This is a genomic window from Pseudomonas marginalis, assembly GCF_024169655.1.
GTDB lineage: Bacteria > Pseudomonadota > Gammaproteobacteria > Pseudomonadales > Pseudomonadaceae > Aquipseudomonas > Aquipseudomonas paraveronii.
This window is the reverse complement of the sequence record NZ_JALJWV010000001.1, coordinates 1,415,935-1,436,595: the sequence shown is the minus strand read 5'-3', so window position 1 is coordinate 1,436,595 and position 20,661 is coordinate 1,415,935. Positions and strand designations below refer to the sequence as shown.

The 20,661-nt window shown below is 61.0% G+C and carries 20 protein-coding genes; 7 read left to right on the top strand and 13 right to left on the bottom strand.

From position 1 onward, the window contains the following. The first annotated feature begins 123 nt into the window (after positions 1 to 123). The 4 genes from J2Y83_RS06375 (at position 124) to J2Y83_RS06360 (ending at position 5,652) form a co-directional block, all read left to right on the top strand. On the top strand, positions 124 to 1,374 hold the full coding sequence (locus J2Y83_RS06375) for an OprD family porin (protein ID WP_253393879.1): 1,251 nt from the start codon (positions 124 to 126) through the stop codon (positions 1,372 to 1,374). A 91-nt stretch (positions 1,375 to 1,465) separates the two neighbouring features. Beyond that, positions 1,466 to 3,019 carry a M91 family zinc metallopeptidase gene (locus tag J2Y83_RS06370; protein ID WP_253393877.1) on the top strand — a complete coding sequence of 518 codons (1,554 nt, stop codon included), beginning with the start codon at positions 1,466 to 1,468 and terminating at the stop codon, positions 3,017 to 3,019. 111 nt (positions 3,020 to 3,130) lie between these two features. Beyond that, positions 3,131 to 4,030, top strand: coding sequence for a polysaccharide deacetylase family protein (locus J2Y83_RS06365; protein ID WP_253393875.1), 900 nt, complete (start codon positions 3,131 to 3,133; stop codon positions 4,028 to 4,030). A 137-nt stretch (positions 4,031 to 4,167) separates the two neighbouring features. Further along, positions 4,168 to 5,652, top strand: coding sequence for a M91 family zinc metallopeptidase (locus tag J2Y83_RS06360; protein WP_253393873.1), 1,485 nt, complete (start codon positions 4,168 to 4,170; stop codon positions 5,650 to 5,652). 88 nt (positions 5,653 to 5,740) lie between these two features. On the opposite strand, the gene pcaC is transcribed toward J2Y83_RS06360, so the two are convergent. From pcaC to pcaR, 11 genes are all read right to left on the bottom strand, one after another. Beyond that, a complete protein-coding gene (gene pcaC, locus J2Y83_RS06355; protein ID WP_253393871.1) occupies positions 5,741 to 6,133 on the bottom strand; it encodes a 4-carboxymuconolactone decarboxylase in 393 nt (130 codons plus the stop codon). Between the two features lie 10 nt (positions 6,134 to 6,143). Continuing rightward, positions 6,144 to 6,935: a 3-oxoadipate enol-lactonase gene (gene pcaD / locus J2Y83_RS06350; protein WP_253393868.1), complete on the bottom strand. Its 792-nt coding sequence runs from the start codon at positions 6,933 to 6,935 to the stop codon at positions 6,144 to 6,146. 10 nt (positions 6,936 to 6,945) lie between these two features. Continuing rightward, positions 6,946 to 8,310 (bottom strand): 3-carboxy-cis,cis-muconate cycloisomerase, encoded by a 1,365-nt coding sequence (locus J2Y83_RS06345; RefSeq protein WP_253393866.1) that lies wholly within the window; start codon positions 8,308 to 8,310, stop codon positions 6,946 to 6,948. Between the two features lie 10 nt (positions 8,311 to 8,320). Next, positions 8,321 to 9,616, bottom strand: coding sequence for an MFS family transporter (locus tag J2Y83_RS06340; protein WP_253393864.1), 1,296 nt, complete (start codon positions 9,614 to 9,616; stop codon positions 8,321 to 8,323). Positions 9,617 to 9,803: 187 nt separating this feature from the next. After that, positions 9,804 to 10,370, bottom strand: a complete 567-nt coding sequence (pcaG, locus tag J2Y83_RS06335; RefSeq protein ID WP_253393862.1) for a protocatechuate 3,4-dioxygenase subunit alpha — start codon at positions 10,368 to 10,370, stop codon at positions 9,804 to 9,806. A gap of 1 nt (position 10,371) precedes the next feature. Continuing rightward, positions 10,372 to 11,076 (bottom strand): protocatechuate 3,4-dioxygenase subunit beta, encoded by a 705-nt coding sequence (pcaH, locus tag J2Y83_RS06330; RefSeq protein ID WP_017844819.1) that lies wholly within the window; start codon positions 11,074 to 11,076, stop codon positions 10,372 to 10,374. A gap of 17 nt (positions 11,077 to 11,093) precedes the next feature. Further along, on the bottom strand, positions 11,094 to 12,299 hold the full coding sequence (gene pcaF / locus J2Y83_RS06325) for a 3-oxoadipyl-CoA thiolase (RefSeq protein WP_276197908.1): 1,206 nt from the start codon (positions 12,297 to 12,299) through the stop codon (positions 11,094 to 11,096). Next, entirely contained in the window at positions 12,296 to 13,075 is a 780-nt protein-coding gene (locus tag J2Y83_RS06320) for a CoA-transferase subunit beta (RefSeq protein ID WP_253393858.1), read from the bottom strand. The genes pcaF and J2Y83_RS06320 overlap by 4 nt, the downstream gene beginning before the upstream one ends. Beyond that, positions 13,075 to 13,932, bottom strand: a complete 858-nt coding sequence (locus tag J2Y83_RS06315) for a CoA transferase subunit A (RefSeq protein ID WP_253393856.1) — start codon at positions 13,930 to 13,932, stop codon at positions 13,075 to 13,077. The genes J2Y83_RS06320 and J2Y83_RS06315 overlap by 1 nt, the downstream gene beginning before the upstream one ends. A gap of 171 nt (positions 13,933 to 14,103) precedes the next feature. After that, positions 14,104 to 15,447: an MFS transporter gene (locus J2Y83_RS06310; RefSeq protein ID WP_253393854.1), complete on the bottom strand. Its 1,344-nt coding sequence runs from the start codon at positions 15,445 to 15,447 to the stop codon at positions 14,104 to 14,106. A 144-nt stretch (positions 15,448 to 15,591) separates the two neighbouring features. After that, positions 15,592 to 16,434 (bottom strand): pca regulon transcriptional regulator PcaR, encoded by an 843-nt coding sequence (gene pcaR / locus J2Y83_RS06305; RefSeq protein ID WP_247397971.1) that lies wholly within the window; start codon positions 16,432 to 16,434, stop codon positions 15,592 to 15,594. Positions 16,435 to 16,974: 540 nt separating this feature from the next. Between pcaR and J2Y83_RS06300 the strand changes: the two genes are divergently transcribed. Then, complete coding sequence (locus J2Y83_RS06300; protein ID WP_003172389.1) at positions 16,975 to 17,175, top strand: hypothetical protein; 201 nt, start codon at positions 16,975 to 16,977, stop codon at positions 17,173 to 17,175. Positions 17,176 to 17,507: 332 nt separating this feature from the next. Further along, entirely contained in the window at positions 17,508 to 18,983 is a 1,476-nt protein-coding gene (locus J2Y83_RS06295) for an inorganic phosphate transporter (RefSeq protein WP_247397969.1), read from the top strand. Between the two features lie 166 nt (positions 18,984 to 19,149). On the opposite strand, the gene ccoM is transcribed toward J2Y83_RS06295, so the two are convergent. Together ccoM and J2Y83_RS06290 are read right to left on the bottom strand one after the other, a co-directional pair. Next, a complete protein-coding gene (gene ccoM / locus J2Y83_RS29565; protein ID WP_029297086.1) occupies positions 19,150 to 19,266 on the bottom strand; it encodes a cytochrome c oxidase subunit CcoM in 117 nt (38 codons plus the stop codon). A 143-nt stretch (positions 19,267 to 19,409) separates the two neighbouring features. Beyond that, positions 19,410 to 19,571 (bottom strand): hypothetical protein, encoded by a 162-nt coding sequence (locus J2Y83_RS06290; RefSeq protein ID WP_017844811.1) that lies wholly within the window; start codon positions 19,569 to 19,571, stop codon positions 19,410 to 19,412. 132 nt (positions 19,572 to 19,703) lie between these two features. Between J2Y83_RS06290 and J2Y83_RS06285 the strand changes: the two genes are divergently transcribed. Continuing rightward, positions 19,704 to 20,576 (top strand): LysR substrate-binding domain-containing protein, encoded by an 873-nt coding sequence (locus tag J2Y83_RS06285; protein WP_253393853.1) that lies wholly within the window; start codon positions 19,704 to 19,706, stop codon positions 20,574 to 20,576. Positions 20,577 to 20,661: the final 85 nt, after the last annotated feature.

Sequence of the window (20,661 nt, the reverse complement as noted above, 5' to 3'; positions counted from 1 at the left end):
GCGCCAAGACAAGTTGCGTTCGATCATCGCCCAAAACCCGCCCTCCCCCGATTGAACCACCCCCACACTGCCCCGCACCATGGCCGCCACCTGCATAACCCCAATAACAACAGGTCCAACGCCATGAGCACCTTTCACCCTCGCCAGCTATTGCTGGCCACCGCAGTCGCCAGCCTTGCGCTTCCCGTCGTCGCCGAAGAACACGGCTTCCTGGAAGACGCGAGCGCCAACCTCAACCTGCGCAATTTTTTCATCAACCGTAACTTCACCAACCCGACCAAAGCCCAGGGCGGCGCGCAGGAGTGGACGCAAAGCTTCATCCTCGACGCCAAGTCCGGCTTCACCCAAGGCACCGTGGGGTTTGGCGTGGATGTACTGGGGATGTACTCGCTCAAACTGGATGGCGGGCGCGGCACCGGCGGTACACAGTTATTGCCGCTGGACCACAATGGCCGCCCCGCCGACAATTTCGGGCGCCTGGGTGTGGCGTTCAAGACGCGGATTTCGAAGACAGAACTGAAGGTCGGCGAATGGATGCCAGCGCTGCCGATCCTGCGCGCCGACGACGGCCGCTCCCTGCCGCAAACCCTGCGCGGCGGGCAGATCACCTCGAAGGAAATCGACGGCCTGACGCTCTACGGCGGCCAGTTCCGCGCCAACAGCCCACGGGACGACAGCAGCATGTCGGACATGTCGATGTCCGGCAAAGCCGCTTTCACTTCTGACCGCTTCAACTTCCAGGGCGCCGAATACGCGTTCAATGACAAACGCACCCAGGTCGGCCTGTGGAATGCCCAGCTCAAGGACATCTACCGCCAGCAGTTCGTCAACCTGATCCACAGCCAGCCCGTGGGCGACTGGACCCTGGGCGCCAACCTCGGGTTCTTCTACGGCAAGGACGACGGCAGCGCCCGCGCAGGCGAGCTGGACAACAAAACCTGGTCCGGCCTGTTCTCGGCCAAGTACGGCGGCAACACCTTCTACGTCGGCCTGCAAAAACTCACCGGCAACAGCGCCTGGATGCGCGTCAACGGCACCAGCGGCGGCACCCTGGCCAACGATAGTTACAACTCCAGCTACGACAACGCCGAGGAAAAATCCTGGCAAGTGCGTCACGACTATAACTTTGCCGCCCTCGGCGTGCCGGGCCTGACCCTGATGAACCGCTATATCAGCGGTAGCAACGTGCATACCGGCACCATCACCGACGGCAAGGAGTGGGGCCGCGAAAGCGAATTGGGCTACACGCTGCAAAGCGGCGCCCTGAAAAACCTCACGCTGCGCTTGCGCAATTCGAGCATGAGGCGCGACTACAGCAACAATGAGTTCGATGAAAATCGGTTGATCGTCAGCTACCCGATCAGTCTGCTGTAAAGCCGTATTACAGCTTCGAGGGAACGATTGGGCACGAGCGGTCACTGTTAAGCGCCAGGGCTGATACCTGGCGCTTAAATAAGGACCACACATGGACGTTTCGAACGGTATTTCCCACCCGCTCCCGCGCCCCCCAAATAGCGCACCGCCCTTACTGGCGGTACGCGCAGCGCCGGGCACTGCGGCAACTTTTGACAACAGCCACTACGGGTTGACCAAACCTGCCCATCTGAAATTGAACCCCGCCACGCCGATCCAGGCCCATCAGCACACGTTTCTCAATGATGGCAATCTAAAAGCCAGTGGGCACTCGGTATGGGAGCACGGCTACTCCTTCAGCCTGAACAACAGCCTAATTCTTGAAACCAGCGACCGTGCGGACCAGATCCACATCAGCCAGGCTTCTGACGATCAATTGAACGTTCGGATCAATGGCCGGTTGTATCGCTTTGCCAGCCTCGACAACGACGGCAAACCGCTGCCCCTGCACGTGAAGACCCACGGTGGTAATGACAACGTGCGCATTGATGCCAACGTCATGCAGCCCATCGTGATTGAAGCGGGGAACGGCGATGACCGGGTGCAGGCCGGCGGTGGTTACACCCGCGTATTCGGCGGCAACGGTAATGACGTCGTGCGCCTTGGCAGCGGCCTTGGCTACGCCGAAGGCAATGACGGTGACGACCTGCTCATGGGCGGCACCGGTGACAGTGTCCTCTATGGCAACAACGGCAATGACCGCCTCTATGCCGGCGCCGGATCAAGCCGAAAAACCAGCTATCTGGATGGCGGCAACGGCAATGACCGGCTGTACGCCGGCTCCGGCCATACGGTGCTGCATGGCGGCGCCGGGAACGATCGGCTGATCGGCCACGATCGAAGCACCTTCTACAGCGGCAAGGGTTGCGACACGGTCATCGCCAATCGACCGGGCGACCGGATCTACGCCAAGCCTGGCGACTCGATCAAACACCTCAACGGCTCGGTATTGACCGCCGTGTCTGTCCACGCCGGCCCGATCAAGGGTTTTGTGATCAAAGGGTCTCCCGCGTTCATCCAACGGGTCGAAGACGACCTGACGTTGCTACGCAGTTCTCCCCAAGGCCAGCAAATGCTCGCCGAGATGGCCGCTGCCGCCCAGCGCAACGGCGCGCCGGTAACCCTTGTCGAGGATCGACTGGAGGCCGGCAGCGGGTACATCTATGGCAGCCAGGAACTCAAGGCACTGCTGCAAAACGAACGCGCGCCGGTGGTCGGCGATGATCCCAAGTGGGGCTTCATGGTCGACGGTGTACCGGGGTCTCGGGCTGATCGTGCGCACATTGAATATAACCGCTCCCAACTTAATGGCATGGCAGGCACGACTTACGCGCCCATCATTGGGCTCTACCATGAAATGGCCCACGCCTATAACGCCGCCAATGGCACCGCCTTGACGGGTTCCACGCGGGAAGTCGTGGAGGGGGAGGCCCACGAAGTGCCTAACAGTGAACGTCAGGCAGTCGGCCTGGAGAGCAGCGCAACCGCTTTTGATTTCGACAACGACCCCGCCACGCCGGCCACCACGACCAACCCCAAACCCTTCACTGAAAACGCCCTGAACGAAGAAATGGGTAGGCCACCGCGAACGCAGTACGTGGGCTGAACCAGATCGCGTTTGTCAGCCAGTGACCCCACGTCGAGCATCTTGTTGTATGGTGCGCGCCTGCCGCTGCTGACCCGCCCAGCAGCGGCCTCTATTCGAGCCTGCACACACATGAAATTTTTCGCCGTCGCGTCTGCCGTGCTTGCTCTGGCCTTGAGCCTCAGCGGCTGCATCAGCGCGCCCATCGCGCTGACCCCACAGACCGAGCAACGCCTGCAAAACCAGGCGCCGATCCGCTTTCTGCTGACCTTCGATGACGGTCCCAGCGCGTCGGGGTACAACAACCCGAGCCGCTCGGTGATTGCCGACCTGGCGAACAACCCGGTATTGCCGGGCATCAAGGCGGTGTTCTTTTTACAGACCGAAGCCGGCCGCTCCGGTGGCAGCTCGCGTGGCCGCAAGACCATGGAGCGTGAGTTCGCGGGCGGGCATGTGCTGGCGTTTCACACCGCCACGGCGTTTCATACCAACCATCGCTGGCTGAGTGATGCCGAGCTTGAACGTACCGTCAGCCAGGGCGCGACGGATATCGCCTCGATCACCGGCATGCCGCCGACGCTGGTACGCCCGCCCTTCTGGAACTACGACCGCCGCACCTTCGCCGCCTACCAACGCCACGGCATGCAGGTATTGTTGACCGACCTGAGCGCCAACGACGGCAAGATCTGGGGCTTCAACGCCAGCCCACGGCGCCGCGCAAACCTGGTCCGACAGCTGTCGGTCGTGCGCGAACGCATCGCCTTGGGGGAATTGCCGACGGTGGACGGCGTGATACCGGTGGTGGTGACCTTCCACGACATCAACCGCTACACCGCCCGGCATATGCAGGAATACCTGCAGATCCTGATGGACAGTGCCCGGGACAACGGCCTGAAGACCGCTGCCGAGCCGTTCTACACCGACCGCACCGCGCTGGAGCGCGCGGCATTGGCCCGCACGGTGAAAGACGCGAGTGAAGAAGTGCATCTGCCGGGGGTATGGAATTGGGTGTGGGACGCTGATTCCAACTGATGTGCGTTATCGGGCAGTGCGTTGTATTTTTTCATACACACTGTAATGAAGTCGTCATCGTCATTCGGGAACCCCTCCTACTTTTTCACCACTGATCGTCGGTAAGTCACCGACGTTCACAAGAAAGAGTATTGACGATGCAAACCTCTTCCGTTGCACCTATAGCGCCCATTCTTCCCATCGAGCCCAATGCCCTCCCCGGCGGATCGCCAGCTCCAGGCGCCGCTGCATTCATAAACATCCCTCCCCCCCAGACCAGCAAGATTGTCAGTGACAAAAATGTCGATATCACACTGACAACCACGTCGTATCAAGGGGGAGGCGGCGGAGAAAATCTGACCTTTCTAGAAATCGATACTGGCGATGGCGCGGACGACATACACATCAGCACAGGCGAACGCGGCCAACTCAATGCCGTGATAAATGGCAAAAGTTATTTACTACCCGCAGCTAACAGCGATGCAACATTGATAACCATCAAGACGAACAAGGGTGATGACACCGTTCGAATTGATCCTGATGTGATGGTTCACGCAGAAATCCATGGAGGCGAAGGTAACGATCATATACAGACGGGAGGCGGTAAAAGCCACGTTTACGGCGGCGCAGGCAACGACACCATCAAACTGGGTAGCGCAAGCAGTTACGCCGAAGGTAACGACGGCGATGACACCATGATGGGCGGCACAGGCAACCACAGCATGTATGGCGGAAACGGCAAGGACCGCATGTACTCGGGTTACGGTCCTGACAGCAAAACCAGCTACATGGACGGGGGCAACGATGACGACCTGATGTATGGCGGAAGTGGCCATAACATCATGCACGGTGGCAAAGGCAATGATCAGATAAACGCTTATGGCCGAAGCCATATCTACACGGGTAGAGGTCAAGACAGCGTCTATTCCACTTCAAGTGACGACGTTGTGTACGGTAAACGCAGCGACCACCTGGGGTTGCCATTTGGATTCAAGTTTATCGAGACCGTGCCATTGCCCGAAAATACAGGGAGCAAGGCGATTGATATCGAAGGTTCCCCAGAGTTCAAGCAACGGGTTGAGGATGATCTGGAGTTTTACCGAGGTTCTCCCAACAGCCAGCACATGTTGAAAGAACTGGACGCCGTCGCAGAGCGCACCGGCGCCAAGGTCACGATAAAGAAAGGGCCCATTGATAGTCACATCGTCACCCAGAAGCTCCCGGAGGGCGTTCCCCTGGCGGAATGGCGAGACCCCACGTTCATCCGCGAGGGAACCCGTGGCGCGGGCGCGACAGACTTGTCTGTGACCTATAACCCGGTCACCCCCAGAGAAGCCTCGGATGAGTCGCGTGTCTTTCTGCCGCCCACCACGACCCTGTACCACGAACTGGGCCACGCATATAACGCAACCACAGGCAGCATGCTTGCCGGCGATACGGAAATTATCCACCCGGACGGCACACACACCCGTGAGCCCAACAATGAACGCCAGGTCGTCGGCCTGGAAACTGCCAAGCCACCCTTCGACTTCGACAATGACCCCACCACCGCGCCAACCACGTCAAATCCTTACCCACTTACCGAAAACGCATTACGAGACGAAATGGGCCTGCCCTTGAGAAAAAGCTACGACGCACTATGAGTCGGCCTGACCGCTCAGCTCCGTGACGGTCAGCGACCACTCCTCGACAACGTGTTGCCTCTTGCCGGGAGTGCAGTGCCGAGTCGCACTAAGCGCGCGACTCGACCCCCAGCTCATCCCACACCGACTCGGCCAGGTGAAACGTCGCATTCGCCGCCGGTATCCCGCAGTAGATTGCGCTTTGCATCAGCACTTCCTTGATCTCGGCGCGGGTCACGCCATTGCTGGCGGCGGCACGCAGGTGCAATTTGAGCTCTTCGTTGCGGTTCATGCCGATCAGCATGGCGATGGTGATCAAGCTGCGGGTATGCCTGGGCAGGCCGGGGCGGGTCCAGATATCACCCCAGGCGTGGCGGGTGATCATTTCCTGGAACTCGCTGTTGAACTCGGTCAAGGCATTCAGGCTGCGGTCGACATGCGCGTCGCCCAGCACTTCACGGCGCACTTTCAGGCCATCGACGTAACGTTGTTTCTCGTCCACAAAAGACTCCTCAGCGGGCCAGCAGGAATTGAATGACCCGGTCGCTGAACGCGGCACCGGCTTGCACGTTGGACAGGTGGGCGGCGTAGAACTCGGCGTACTCGGCCCCCTGCACATGGCTCTGGATAAAGTGGCAGTCGGCGGGCGTTGTGACGGCGTCTTCAGTACCCGCGATCACCAGGGTCGGCACCTGGATCGCCGACAGTTGCTCACGGAAGTCCGCATCGCGCACCGCTGCGCAATTGGCGGCGTAACCCTCGGGCGATGTGGCCGCGAGCATGTCGGTAATGCGCTTGGCCTGATCCGGGTCGGTCGCCGCGAAATCGGCAGTGAACCAGCGCGCAATCGACGCATCGCGCAGCGCCACCATCGCCGCCGCACCGTCGCGCAGGACCATCTCGATACGCGGGTTCCACACGTCTGATGTGCCGATCTTGCCCGCGGTGTTGCACACCACCAGGCGCAGCAAACGATCCCCCGCGTTAATCCCCAGCCATTGACCGATCAGCCCGCCCATGGACAGCCCGCAGAAATGCGCGCGTGGGATGTCCAGTGCGTCCAGCAGCGCAATCACGTCGTGACCGAGTTGTTCGATGCTGTAGGGACCTTCGCTCACCAGGGATTGGCCGTGGCCACGGGTATCGAAGCGCAGCACGCGAAAGTGCTCGGCAAAGGCCGGGACCTGGGTGTCCCACATATGCAGGTCGGTGCCCAGCGAATTGGACAGCACCAGCACCGGTGCATCGATGGGGCCATCCAGTTGGTAATGCAGTTCGCCCTCGGCGAGTTGTACAAAAGCCACAGCAATCTCCTCAGGCAGTCAGTGCAAAGTGTTCGGTTACAGCGCGGCTGACCCAGGTTTGGGCCTGGCCCAGGTAGTGGGCCGGGTCGAGCAGGCGGTCCAGATCTGCCGCCGACAACTCGGCGGTGATCTGCGGTTCGTCGGCGAGGACGGCGCGCAAATGGCGCTGTTCGGCCACCGCACGTTTGCAGCACTGCTCCAGCAGGTGGTGCGCGGTGTCACGGCCCAGGCGTTGAGCGAGCACAATGCTGACGGCTTCGGCCAGCACCAGGCCTTGGGTCAGGTCGAGGTTGTGCGCCATGCGCTCAGGGTCGACTTCCAGCCCCGCGCTCACCAGCAGCGCCTGTTGCAATGCGCCAGAGACCAAGCGGCAAATCTCCGGCAGGGTTTCCCATTCGGCATGCCACAGGCCCAGGCTGCGTTCGTGTTCCTGGGGCATGGCACTGAACAGCGTCGCCACCAGGCCGGGCACGCGGGTCGCGGCGCTGATCAGCACGGCGGCGCCCACCGGGTTGCGCTTGTGCGGCATGGTCGACGAGCCGCCTTTGCCGGGCGCCGCCGGCTCGAATACTTCCGCCGCTTCGGTCTGCATCAGCAGGCTGATATCGCGGCCCAGCTTGCCGAGGCTGCCGGCGATCAGCCCCAACACGCTGGCGAACTCCACCAGGCGATCACGCTGGGTATGCCAGGGTTGCTCGGGCAAGGTCAGTTGCAACTGCGCCGCCAACGCTTGGGCAACCGGCATTGCCTGTTCGCCAAGCGCCGCCAGCGTGCCGGAGGCGCCGCCGAATTGCAGCACCAGCAAGCGCGGTTTCAGCTCGATCAAACGCTGGCGACTGCGGGTTACCGCGCCCAACCAACCGGCGATTTTCATGCCGAGGGTGACCGGCGTGGCGTGCTGCAACCAGGTCCGTCCGGCCATCGGTACAGCCGAATAGCGCTGGGCCTGGGCCGCCAGAATATCGCCAAGACGCGCCAGGTCGGCTTCGATCAACGCCAGCGCGCGCCGTAGCTGTAGCACCAGGCCGGTGTCCATCACATCCTGGCTGGTCGCGCCCAAATGCACATAGCGTTCGGCGCTGGCGTCTTCGTCGGCAATCAGCTTGCCCAGCGCCTTCACCAATGGAATCGCCGAATTGCCCGCCGTGGCGATCGCCACGCCGAGGGCATCGACGTCATACAGCGACGCCAGGCACGCCTGGGCAATCGGTGCGACGGCGGCCTGCGGGATCAACCCGACCTGGGCCTCGGCCCGCGCCAGCGCGGCTTCGAAATCCAGCATGCCCTGCAAGCGCCCTTGGTCGCAGAACACCTCGGCCATGCTGTCAGCACTGAAGTAAGCGTCGAACAATTGGTTGCTCGTGCGCAGCGTCATAACGCCTCCCTTATAGATCGTGGTGCAGGTACGCCGCCTGTTTCGGCAGGCGCAGGCTGAACAGGAAGGCCACCGCCATCATGCCGGTGACATACCAATAAAAGGTGTTTTCCATGCCCAGGGACTTCAAGCCCAAGGCCACGTATTCCGCCGAGCCGCCGAAGATTGCGTTGGCCACCGCATACGCCAGGCCCACACCCAGGGCGCGCACCTGGGGCGGGAACATTTCCGCTTTCACCAGGCCGCTGATGGAGGTGTAGAAACTGACGATGGCCAACGCCAGCGTGATCAGCACAAACGCCAGGAACGGACTGCTGACGGTTTTCAGGCTGAGCAGGATCGGCACCGTACACACGGTGCCCAGCGCGCCGAACCATAGCATCGAATTACGCCGACCAATCTTGTCGGCCAGCATGCCGAACAGCGGCTGCATGCACATGTAGAGGAACAGCGCACCGGTCATGATGTAGCTGGCGGTCTTGGCGTGCATCCCGGCGGTGTTCACCAGGTACTTCTGCATGTAGGTGGTAAACGTGTAGAAAATCAGCGAGCCGCCGGCGGTGTAGCCGAGCACGGTGATAAACGCCGCCTTGTGGTCACGGAACAGCGCTTTGATGCTGCCGGCGTCCTGGTCTTCGCGCATTTCCTTGCTGGTGGTTTCTTTCAGGGTGCGACGCAGCAGCAGGGAGATCACCGCCGCGATGGCGCCGATCACGAACGGAATCCGCCAGCCCCAGGCGCGCAGTTCGTCTTCGCTGAGGATCTGTTGCAGGATCACCACCACCAACACCGCCAGCAATTGCCCGCCGATCAGGGTCACGTACTGGAAGGAAGCGAAGAACCCACGCTGGCCCTTGAGCGCCACTTCACTCATGTAGGTCGCGGTGGTGCCGTATTCGCCGCCCACCGACAAGCCCTGGAACAGCCGCGCCACCAGCAACAACGCCGGGGCCCAGGCGCCGATGTCTTGGTAGGTGGGCAGGAAGGCGATGACCAGGGAACCGGCGCACATCATCAGCACCGAGATCATCATCGAATTTTTGCGCCCGTGCTTATCGGCCACCCGGCCAAACAGCCAGCCGCCAATGGGCCGCATCAGGAACCCGGCAGCGAACACGCCGGCGGTATTGAGCAGTTGCACCGTGGGGTCGTCCGACGGGAAAAACGCCGGGGCGAAGTAAATGGCGCAGAAGGCGTAGACGTAGAAATCGAACCATTCGACGAGGTTGCCGGAGGAAGCACCGACAATCGCAAAAATCCGTTTGCTGCGTTCTTCTCCGGTGTAGTGACTCGTTGTTGTTGTCATGTTTTTTTCACTCAGTGGGAACGGTTATAGCCTAGACACACTTTGCAACAGCCACGTTCCGCATGCAGAGATTTACACAGGTGTGGCCTGAAATGGCCTCATCGGGGGCAAGCCCCCTCCCACCTTTGATGTGTGAATACATTCAAGTGTGGGAGGGGGCTTGCCCCCGATAGGTTTTCAAGCCAACTCAGTAATCGAAGAACACCGTTTCCTTATCTGTCCCCTGCAACACCACATTCCACTGATGCACACCGTCCGCATCCGGCTTGGCAATCAAGGTACTGCGCCGCTCTGTGGGCACACACGCGAGCAACGGGTCATCCGCATTCAGCATCTCACCGTCAAAATAAATCCGCGTGAGCAAGTGCTTCACCAGACCACGGGCAAACACCAGCACCACCAGGTGCGGCGCCTGGGTCGTGCCCGCCAGCCCCGGCACGCTGCCCGGCTTGATGGTGGTAAAGCGGAAGCGCCCTTCGCCATCCACCGGCACCCGGCCGAAGCCTTCGAAGTTCGGGTCCAGCGCTTTGTCCTGCTCGTCCTCGGGGTGGTCGTACTTGCCGGCGGCATTGGCCTGCCAGACTTCCAGCATGGCGTCGTTGACGACATCACCGTTGCCGTCCACCACTTGCCCGCTGATCGCCACGCGCTCGCCGAGGGTGGCGGCGTTGGCCAGGGCTTCGCGGTTCAGCCAGGTCAGGCCGATGTGGTAATACGGCCCGACGGTGTGGGATGTGGTCGCATTGAGTGTCATCTCATTTCTCCATCGGCGTGGCATCGCGGCCGCGCAGGACGATGTCCCAGCGGTAGCCGAGGGCATAGGAAGGAATGGTTTTTTCCAGGTCGAACGTGGCGATCAGGCGTTGCTTGGCCGACGTGTCGGGCACGCAGTTGTAGATCGGGTCGTATTCGAGCAGCGGGTCGCCAGGAAAATACATCTGCGTGACCAGGCGCGTCAGCACGCTTGGCCCGAACAGCGAAAAATGGATATGCGCCGGGCGCCACGCGTTGTGGTGGTTACCCCACGGGTAGGCGCCGGGCTTGATGGTCTGGAACTGGTACCAGCCCTCCGCGTCGGTGACGGTACGCCCGGTGCCGGTGAAATTCGGGTCGAGCGGCGCGTCGTGCAGATCGCGCGCGTGGTTGTAGCGGCCGGCCGCGTTGGCCTGCCAGATCTCCACGAGGATGCCCGGCACCGGCAGGCCGTTTTCATCGAGCACGCGGCCATGAACGATGATGCGTTCGCCTTGCGGCTCGCCGTCGTGCTGTGCAGTCAGGTCGTTGTCCTTCTCGTTGATGCGCTCGGCGCCGATGGTCGGGCCGGTGATTTCCGACAGGGAATGGGGCAGGAACACCAACGGCTGAGACGGCGAACGCAGGTTCGTCGACTGGTAGGCCGGGTGCAGGTAATCAGGTTGAGTGCCCGCTTGCGGGCGCCGGTAACCGGGCTTGTCACTCATGGAGCGGTCCTCTCTTATTAGATGCGTTCAATCGCCAGGGCCAAGCCTTGACCAACACCGACGCACATGGTCGCCAGACCTTTGCGGCCACCGGTTTTTTCAAGTTGATGCAGGGCCGTCAGCACCAGCCGCGCACCGCTCATGCCCAGGGGATGGCCGAGGGCGATGGCGCCGCCGTTCGGGTTGACCTGGGGCGCGTCGTCGGCAATGCCCAATTCACGCAGCACCGCCAGACCCTGGCTGGCGAAGGCTTCGTTGAGTTCGATCACGTCAAAATCGCTGACGGCCAGGCCCAGGCGTTCTACCAGCTTGCGCACCGCCGGCACCGGGCCGATGCCCATCACCCGTGGCGCGACACCGGCACTGGCCATGCCCAGCACGCGGGCGCGGGCGGTCAGGCCGTGTTTTTTCACGGCTTCGGCAGACGCCAGGATCAGCGCCGCCGCGCCGTCATTCACGCCCGACGCATTGCCGGCAGTGACGGTCTTGTCCGGGCCATTGACCGGCTTGAGCCGAGCCAGGGTTTCCAGGGTGGTGTCGGCCCGTGGATGCTCATCGTGTTCCACCACGGTTTCGCCTTTTTTATGGGCGACCCGCACCGGCACGATTTCTTCGGCAAAGAAGCCGGCGGCCTGGGCGGCGGCAGTGCGTTGCTGACTGCGCAGGGCAAAAGCGTCCTGATCGGCGCGGGACACGTGGTAGTCGTCGGCGACGTTATCGGCGGTCTGCGGCATCGCGTCGACGCCGTACTGGGCCTGCATCAACGGGTTGATAAAGCGCCAGCCGATGGTGGTGTCTTCCAGCTTCATGTTGCGCGAAAACGCCGCGTCAGCCTTGCCCATCACGAACGGCGCGCGGGACATCGACTCGACGCCGCCGGCAATCGCCAATTCCATTTCACCGCTGGCAATCGCACGGAAAGCGGTGCCGATCGCATCCATACCCGAGGCGCACAAACGGTTGAGGGTCACGCCGGGAATGCTCGAAGGCAGGCCCGCCAGCAACAGCGCCATGCGCGCGACGTTGCGGTTGTCTTCACCGGCCTGGTTGGCGCAGCCGAGGAACACTTCATCGACCGCGTGCCAATCCACCGACGGGTTGCGCTCGATCAGTGCCTTGATCGGCAGCGCCGCCAGGTCGTCGGCGCGCACGGTGGACAGGCCACCGCCGAAACGGCCGATGGGGGTGCGAATCGCATCACAGATAAATACGTCGCGCATCAGGCTTCTCCGGGTGCTTGGCCGTGGGCGGCCGCCGTGCGGGCTTCGAGATCACGCAGCGCGGTCAGCTCGACCGCCGTCGGTTCCTCGGTGGTACTCACCTGGTCGGCAAAGCGAATCGCCCAGCCGGTGGCCGCGACCACTTGCTCGCGGGTGACGCCGGGGTGCAGTGCGGTGACCACAAACTCATGGCTGCCCTCTTCCGGCTCCATGATGCACAGGTCGGTAATAATCCCGACAGGACCGGCACCGGGCAGGCCCAGGCGCTTGCGTGAATCGCCGCCTTCGCCGTGGCCGACGGAGGTGATGAAATCCAGCTTGTCGACAAACGAACGCGCCGACTGCTTGAGAATGATCAGTACGCTCTTGGCCGAACCGGCGATTTCCGGCGCGCCACCGGCACCCGGCAGGCGCACTTTGGGCTGGTGATAATCGCCGACCACGGTGGTGTTGATATTGCCGAAACGGTCGACCTGGGCCGCACCGAGAAAGCCGACGTCGATGCGCCCGCCCTGCAGCCAGTAGCGAAAGATCTCACCGGTGGGGACGACAGTGTCGGCCGTTTCCGCCAACTCGCCGTCACCAATGGACAGCGGCAGTACGCTGGGCTTGGAGCCAATCGGGCCGGACTCGTAGATCAGTACCACGTCCGGCGACGAGGTCAGGCGCGCCAGGTTGGCCGCCTTGGACGGCAGGCCAATGCCGACAAAACACACCGAGCCATTCTTCAGGCGGCGCGCGGCGGCAACGGTCATCATTTCATTGGTCGAGTAAGCCATTACTTGGCCTCCTTCGCGGCGGCCAGCTTGGCCTGGTATTCACTGAAATCGGCTGTGCCGTGGATGTATTCATCGATCCAGGCAGTAAACGTCCCACGGTCGCGAGCGATCGCGTCCCACGCCTGGTAGAAGCGGTTGTCGCGTTGGTTATAGCCATGGGCGTAGGACGGATGCGCGCCGCCAGGCACATGGCACACGGCGGTCAGCGCCCAGGTCGGCAGCACGCAGCTGTTCATCGGCGCGTTGAGGTCGTCGACAATTTCTTCGACGGTGACGATGCAACGCTTGGCCGCCAGGGCCGCTTCCTTCTGCACGCCAAGAATGCCCCAGAGCAGCACGTTGCCCTTGCGGTCGGCCTTTTGCGCGTGGATCACGCTGATGTCCGGACGTACCGATGGCACCGCCGCCAACACTTCGCCGGTGAACGGGCAGGTGACGGTTTTGATCAGCGGGTTGACCTTGGGCAAATCGGAACCGGCGTAAGCGCGCAGCACCGCGAACGGTAGGCCGGAGGCGCCAGCGACGTAGGCATTGGCCAGGTCGGCGTGGCTGTGTTCTTCGATCTCCAGGGGCTGCGGCCAGTGTTTTTCGACCGCATCACGCAGGCGATGCAGGGAGCCCACGCCGGGATTGCCACCCCAGGAAAAAATCAACTTGCGGGCGCAGCCGGCGCCGATCAACTGGTCGTAGATCAGGTCAGGCGTCATACGCACCAGCGTCAGGTCTTTCTTGCCCTGACGAATGATTTCATGACCCGCTGCTGTAGGGATCAGGTGGGTGAAGCCTTCCAGTGCGACGGTATCGCCGTCGTTCACGAATCGCTTCACCGCGTCACGCAGCGCAAGAATTTCAGCCATGGGGTCGGGCTCCCGGTGTGGATCGAAAAAGGCGCGAGGGTGGCGCCGAAGTGCTTGAAGGTTAAGCCGGGGCAACGGGGCAAACAATCCGATAATCGACACAGTGTTCGATTATCGAACCAATTGTTGCCTAGCTATTCTTTCCTGCTCACGCAGGAATTGGGTTCGTCTTCAGGTTGCGTCGGCATGGCTGACCATCCCTTTGATCACCACGGCGGCCGTGGCCAATGCGGCCGGAATCACCAGCGCGCTGAGCACCTGCTCGAAGTTCCAGCCCAGGCCGAGCAAGGTGGCGCCCATCCATGCACCGAGGATCGCGCCGAAGCGGCCGATGCCGAGCATCCATGACACGCCGGTGGCGCGGCCTTGGGTCGGGTAGAAGCGTGCGGCCAGGGACGGCATCGCCGATTGCGCACCGTTGACACACATCCCGGCGATCAGCACCAAGGTCGCCAACAGCGTGATATTGCCCAGGCTCTGCCCTACCGCGTAGGCAAATACCCCGGCCAGCAGGTAGAACGTGCCGATGACCTTGTGCGGGTTGAACCGGTCCATCGCCCAGCCCACGCCGACTGCACTCAATACGCCACCCAACTGGAACAACGCACCGATAAACGCCGCCTGCTCCATGCTCGCGCCACTGTCGCGCATCAGCGTAGGCAGCCAACTGGTCAGCAGGTACACAATCACCAGGCCCATGAAGTAGGTGAGCCACAGCAACAAGGTGCCGGCGCTGTAGGTGCCGGAGAAGATCACCGCGAATACGTTGCGCGCCTTCACGGTTGTTTGCTCGGGCACGCTGAAGCTGCTGGCTTGGGCGACGATACCGGGCTCGATGGGTGACAGGGCTTTGCGTACCCTGTCGGTGCCGCGATTGCGCACCACCAGATAGCGCGCCGATTCCGGCAGCCACACCCACAGCACCACCGTGAGGATCAACGGCAGGATGCCGCCGATCAATAGCAGGCTGTGCCAGCCGAACGCCGGGATCAATTTGGCCGAGATAAACCCGCCACCGGCCATGCCCAGGTTGAAGCCGCAGAACATGCTGGTCACCAGCAACGACTTGTGACGTTCGGGGGTGTATTCGGACAGCAGCGTGGTGGCATTCGGCATACCGGCACCCAGCCCCAGCCCGGTGAGAAAGCGCAACACCAGCAACTGGTCGACGTTGCTGCTGTAGGCCGAGGCCAGGCTGAAGGCACCAAACACCAGTACCGCACCCACCAACACCACCTTGCGTCCGAAACGGTCCGCCAACGGGCCGGAACCCAGGGCGCCGAACACCATGCCGATCAGCGCGGCGCTCATCACCGGGCCGAGGCTGGCGCGGTCAATGCCCCAGTCCTGGGACAGTGCGGGCGCGATGAAGCCCATGGCGGCGGTGTCGAGGCCATCGAGGAAGACAATCAGGAAACACAGGATCACCACGCGCCACTGATAGCGTGACAGTGGCTGGGCATTGATGAAGGACTGCACGTCCAGGGTGGTACCGACAACAGAAGGCTGATTCATTATTGTTATTCCACACCGATGGCGGGCCAACGACCTGGGGTCGTCATTATTATTGGGCAGCGCTCAGAGCGCTGCCGCACAGTAATAAGCCAAGGGAAACAACGTCAATTGATCGAGCCGGGATCTGTGCGGTCACCGAACAGCTTAGGCAAACAGTTGCGCACTCAACTCACGGCTGGCACTGAGCATGCTCGGCAGGAAGCGCTGTTCCAGTTCGCTGCGGCTGACACGACCGGCATGGGTACTGACGTTGAGCGCAGCCAGCACCTGGCCGGACGCGTCATACACCGGCACCGCGATGGAGCGCAGGCCTTGTTCCAATTCCTGATCGACGATGCACCAGCCCTGCTGACGCACTTGTTGCAGGCACTCGAACAAGGCTTCGGGCGTGGTGAGGGTACGACTGGTCTTGATTTGCAGGTCGACGTGGTCGAGGTAGTCCTGCAGCGAGGCATCGTCCAGCGCCGCCAGCAGGATGCGGCCCATGGAGGTGCAATACGCCGGCAACCGCCCGCCTACCGAAAGGTCCACGGAAATCAGGCGCTGCGTGGTGGCCGACCGGGCGATATAGAGGATGTCATCGCCTTCCAGGGTGGCCATGTTGCAGGCTTCGTGAAGCTGTTCGCTCATACGGTCCAGGTACGGTTGGGCGGAGACCGCCAACGGTGTCGAGGATAAATAGGCATGGCCCAGGGTCAGGACCTTGGGCAGCAGCGAATAGGTGCGCCCGTCGGTGGTGGCGTAGCCGAGTTTGATCAAGGTATGCAGGCAACGGCGCACGGCGGCGCGGGGAATTTCGGTGCGATGACTGATTTGGGCGATGGTCAGGTGACGCTTGCGCTCCTGGAATGCCTGCACCACGGCCAGGCCCCGGGCCAGGGAGGTCATGAAGTCCGGATCACCGGTAAAGGCCTGGATGCGTTTGGCCGGTGAAGCCACGATCGGCGGCGCCACTGACGCGAAGGAGTTGCGCAATTGATCGTTCATTTCAAGATCCTCGTTATTATTTTCAACCGCTGGCGCTTATCGACAACCGGGAAAGGTGGTCGCTATTGAGAGCCACGCCAACCGGGATACACAAGGTTAGAGCAGCAACGTCGGGCGATTATCGGACGATCATGCGATTATCGCAATTCGGCAGGCGCGATCATAAAAACGGATCGCACGACGGGATCAGGCAGACGGCGGCATTTATGGCGGCCACTTCACAGCCAATACTGACGTGTGCATGTAACAAAAGCCTCACACAAAGTGGACGCTTTTTAACTATATGATGATAGTGTTATTAAAATGCGCCGCTATAATGCAATCTGTGCGGAGGTCAGCCCGGTATCAATATCGGGATCGGAGCTCGCCAGGCGGCGTATGTTGATTATGCTGCCGGTTATAAATACCGGTTCAAGGAAGTCATCGTTGGCAGTTCGTTCAAAGTTGAGCGGTTCACCTGTTCAACTTAAAACATGCCGAGGGCGATATTCTGGTGTGGCGCTGCACGCTAATTAAACTCAACTCAAATTAGGTAACACTGTGACGAAAGATGAACTGCGCGCGGAACTTGAGCGCCAGGAGCAACGTTACAAGGACGTATACGGCGGGGAAGTCACCACCTACGCCGCTCAGCCTGAGCCAGAACGCAAGCCATGGCGCAAACGAGCGAGTTTGCTCGATCAGGCCTTTGCCCAGGAAATCCAAAAGATTGAGCAGGAACTCAAAGCCGAAGAGCCATAAGCACCAAGGTTTGAGGCCTCAGGGTTCTGCTGTCTCCGCCGGCTCACCGCCGGCGGAGGGCATTCGCTTGTGGACCCATTAGTCAGCGTCCTGCTGCGACCAACGAAATTTCGTACAAATGTTTCAGCCATGGCGTTTAGGTGACAAAAACGCACCTTTACGGCACCGCGCTTTGTAAATCAAAGACTTGCCGAGCCCCCGAAAACCCTGGGATGCGCGCCTTTGCCTGGTTTTTTTTCAATGAAGATTGTTACCGATGAGCAGCTAGTGCATCGATTACCGAGGTTTTCTGGCATAATCGCGCCCCCTTACGACCGGGTCAGAAAACCTTCATGATCGATTTATTCAGCGGACTGGATGCTTGGGTTCTCGTGAGCCTGCTGCTCGCCCTGGCCTTTGTCCTCGCCTTCGAGTTCATCAATGGCTTTCATGACACCGCTAACGCGGTGGCCACAGTCATCTATACCAAAGCCATGCCACCGCATCTGGCCGTGTTCTTCTCCGGGGTGTTCAACTTCCTTGGCGTGTTGCTCGGTGGTGTCGGTGTCGCCTACGCCATCGTGCATTTACTGCCGGTGGAGTTGCTGATCAATGTGAACACCGGCCATGGTCTGGCGATGGTTTTCTCTTTATTGGCGGCGGCGATCACCTGGAACCTGGGCACCTGGTACTTCGGTATTCCCGCCTCCAGCTCTCACACCCTGATCGGCTCGATCCTGGGTGTCGGCCTCGCGAATGCGCTGATCAACGACATTCCCCTGGCTGACGGGGTGAACTGGCAGAAGGCGATCGATATCGGGGCGTCCCTGGTGTTCTCGCCCATGGCCGGCTTTCTGGTCGCAGCCCTGTTGCTGATCGGCCTGAAGTGGTGGCGTCCGCTGTCCAAGATGCATAAAACTCCGGACGAGCGCCGCAAGGTCGACGAGAAGAAGCGCCCGCCGTTCTGGAACCGCCTGGTTCTGGTGATTTCCGCCATGGCCGTGAGTTTCGTCCACGGCTCCAACGATGGGCAAAAAGGTATCGGCCTGATCATGCTGGTACTGATCGGTATCGTGCCGGCGCAGTTCGTTCTCGACCTGGGCAGCACCACTTACCAGATCGAGCGTACCCGCGACGCCACCCTGCACCTGAACCAGTTCTACCAGCGCAACCAGGAAACCCTGGGCGAATTCCTGGCCCTGGGCAAAAGCGTGAAGGACGACCTGCCGGGCAAGTTCCGCTGCAACCCACAGCAGACTGAACCGACCATCAATGCGCTGCTCGACACCTTGAAAGGTGTTTCCGACTACCATTCGTTGACGTCCGACCAGCGCATCGAGGTACGCCGCTACCTGCTGTGCCTGGACGACACCGCGAAGAAAGTCGGCAAGCTGCCAGGCCTGGAGGCCCGTGAGAAATCCGACCTCGACAAGCTGCGCAAAGACCTGACCGCCACCACCGAATACGCACCGTTCTGGGTGATTATCGCGGTCGCACTCGCCCTGGGCCTGGGCACCATGGTCGGCTGGAAGCGCGTGGTACTGACCATCGGCGAGAAGATCGGCAAGCAGGGCATGACCTATGCACAAGGCATGTCGGCGCAAATCACCACCGCCAGCATGATCGCTCTGGCCAACATCTTCAGCCTGCCGGTGTCGACAACGCACGTGCTGTCGTCCGGTGTTGCCGGCACCATGGTTGCCAACAAGAGCGGCCTGCAAAGCGGCACAGTGAAGACCATCCTGATGGCCTGGGTGTTGACCCTGCCGGCGACCGTAGGCCTGTCGGCCGGGTTGTTCTGGTTGGCATCCAAGGCGCTGGGCAGCTGATAGCCCGCTGGCCATAAAAAAGGTGCGATCCGCGAGGCTCGCACCTTTTTTTATGCCGATGCCCCGCGCCCACATAAATCCCGTGGTGTTGATTAAATCGCAGGCAAAAAAAAGGGCGACCGAAGTCGCCCAAAATGCCTTGCGTGCTCATGTAACCTGGAAAACCCTATGGCTTTTTACGCTTGTTTGCGTCTTTCCAGATAAAAAATCCAAACCCTACGAAGAACAGCACCATGAGGCCAACCGTCAGCACTCCGGCAAACACCACATTATCGAAAAACATGACTGGCCTCCTGCTCTTGCCTTGTTGCGATAGGGCTAAGTTAAAGGAGAAGGCGGGATGGAAAATTGACAAGGATCAATGTCGCCCGCGACGGGGCGTAAAGAAGGGAAATAACTGACCTGCATCAATAGATACAGGCTGTTTCAACGTTTTTTCGGTTTGTTTTTCGGTTTTTTCTTAACTTTTCCGAGCGGCATCGCTTGTTCGAACGCCTGGCGAACTTCATTTAGACGTTTGTCGTTGAGGTCATGCACCCGTTTAGCGCGTTCGGCGTTCAGGTCAATCAGTTTGTCGTCATCACTCATGGCTTGGCTTATGTCGTGGAGGGGATCGCTTAATAATGCGGCCTCACTTGCCCGACAGCAAATCAGCGGGCGACAAAATGCAGCTCATCACCCAAAATCGGCACTTCCCCCTTACCCAAGAGGCGCACACAGGTGGCACTGCACAAGGACCTTCCGCCGTTGCTGGCCTTGCGCGCCTTCGAGGCCGTGGCGCGGCACTTGAGCTTTATCAAGGCGGCCCATGAGTTGTCAGTGACCCAGAGCGCGCTCAGCCATCAGGTACACAAGCTCGAACAGTACCTGGGCAAACCGTTATTTGTCCGACGCACCCGCGCGATTGATCTGACCGCAGACGGCCAACTCTACTACGAGCAAATCCGCCCTGCCCTCGACCTCATCGCCGCCGCCACCCGCAGCCAACGGGTGGCGCCCAGCGTCACGGTGTTGCGCATCGGCTTGCTCGCGTCCTTTGCCACCTTATGGCTGGCGCCGCGCCTGGCCGGTTTTCTGCAATGCTATCCGCAGATCCAGGTGGAGCTGGTGCCAGCAATTCAACTGGCGAATGTCGCGGCGGCCGAGGTCGACCTGGCCATCCGCTATGGCAAGGGTGACTGGCCCGACGTGCAGGCCACACGGCTGATGCCGGAAGTGCTCTCCCCCGTGTGCAGCCCGGCGTTCAAGGCCAGCCGGCAGCACAACGGCGCACTGCTGATGGCCACCTCGCACCGCCCGTTCGAATGGACGGATTGGTCCGACCATTATCAAGTCGACCTCACCCCGCATCCGCGCGTGATGCTGCATGACTACAACATCGTGGTCGAAGCCGCCGTAGCCGGCCAAGGTATCGCCATGGGCCGTCACCGTTTGATCGAGCGCCGGCTCCAGGACGGCAGCCTGGTAGAAGCCTTCGACTGGCCGCCGTATCGCAGCGAAATCGGCTACTGGCTGATCGCGCCCCAAGGCCCCGCTAGCGCGGCGGCCGAATGTTTCAGCGCGTGGTTGAAGGCTGCCTGCGCCGACGCGTGAGTTATTTCGATACGTCGGATGATATCTATCCGTTTGTCGTCCATCGCCTTGATCAACATGCTGAAACCTCTCAACCCAGAGGATT

Bases quoted from the DNA above. Each gene is read 5' to 3' on its own strand.
- J2Y83_RS06360 (WP_253393873.1), top strand. From the start codon at position 4,168: ATGCAAACCTCTTCCGTTGCACCTATAGCGCCCATTCTTCCCATCGAG.
- J2Y83_RS06345 (WP_253393866.1), bottom strand. From the start codon at position 8,310: ATGACGCTGCGCACGAGCAACCAATTGTTCGACGCTTACTTCAGTGCT.
- J2Y83_RS06375 (WP_253393879.1), top strand. From the start codon at position 124: ATGAGCACCTTTCACCCTCGCCAGCTATTGCTGGCCACCGCAGTCGCC.
- ccoM (WP_029297086.1), bottom strand. From the start codon at position 19,266: ATGTTTTTCGATAATGTGGTGTTTGCCGGAGTGCTGACGGTTGGCCTC.
- pcaG (WP_253393862.1), bottom strand. From the start codon at position 10,370: ATGACACTCAATGCGACCACATCCCACACCGTCGGGCCGTATTACCAC.
- J2Y83_RS06290 (WP_017844811.1), bottom strand. From the start codon at position 19,571: ATGAGTGATGACGACAAACTGATTGACCTGAACGCCGAACGCGCTAAA.
- J2Y83_RS06310 (WP_253393854.1), bottom strand. From the start codon at position 15,447: ATGAATCAGCCTTCTGTTGTCGGTACCACCCTGGACGTGCAGTCCTTC.
- J2Y83_RS06295 (WP_247397969.1), top strand. From the start codon at position 17,508: ATGATCGATTTATTCAGCGGACTGGATGCTTGGGTTCTCGTGAGCCTG.
- J2Y83_RS06315 (WP_253393856.1), bottom strand. From the start codon at position 13,932: ATGGCTGAAATTCTTGCGCTGCGTGACGCGGTGAAGCGATTCGTGAAC.
- pcaR (WP_247397971.1), bottom strand. From the start codon at position 16,434: ATGAACGATCAATTGCGCAACTCCTTCGCGTCAGTGGCGCCGCCGATC.
- J2Y83_RS06320 (WP_253393858.1), bottom strand. From the start codon at position 13,075: ATGGCTTACTCGACCAATGAAATGATGACCGTTGCCGCCGCGCGCCGC.
- J2Y83_RS06365 (WP_253393875.1), top strand. From the start codon at position 3,131: ATGAAATTTTTCGCCGTCGCGTCTGCCGTGCTTGCTCTGGCCTTGAGC.
- pcaH (WP_017844819.1), bottom strand. From the start codon at position 11,076: ATGAGTGACAAGCCCGGTTACCGGCGCCCGCAAGCGGGCACTCAACCT.
- J2Y83_RS06340 (WP_253393864.1), bottom strand. From the start codon at position 9,616: ATGACAACAACAACGAGTCACTACACCGGAGAAGAACGCAGCAAACGG.
- J2Y83_RS06370 (WP_253393877.1), top strand. From the start codon at position 1,466: ATGGACGTTTCGAACGGTATTTCCCACCCGCTCCCGCGCCCCCCAAAT.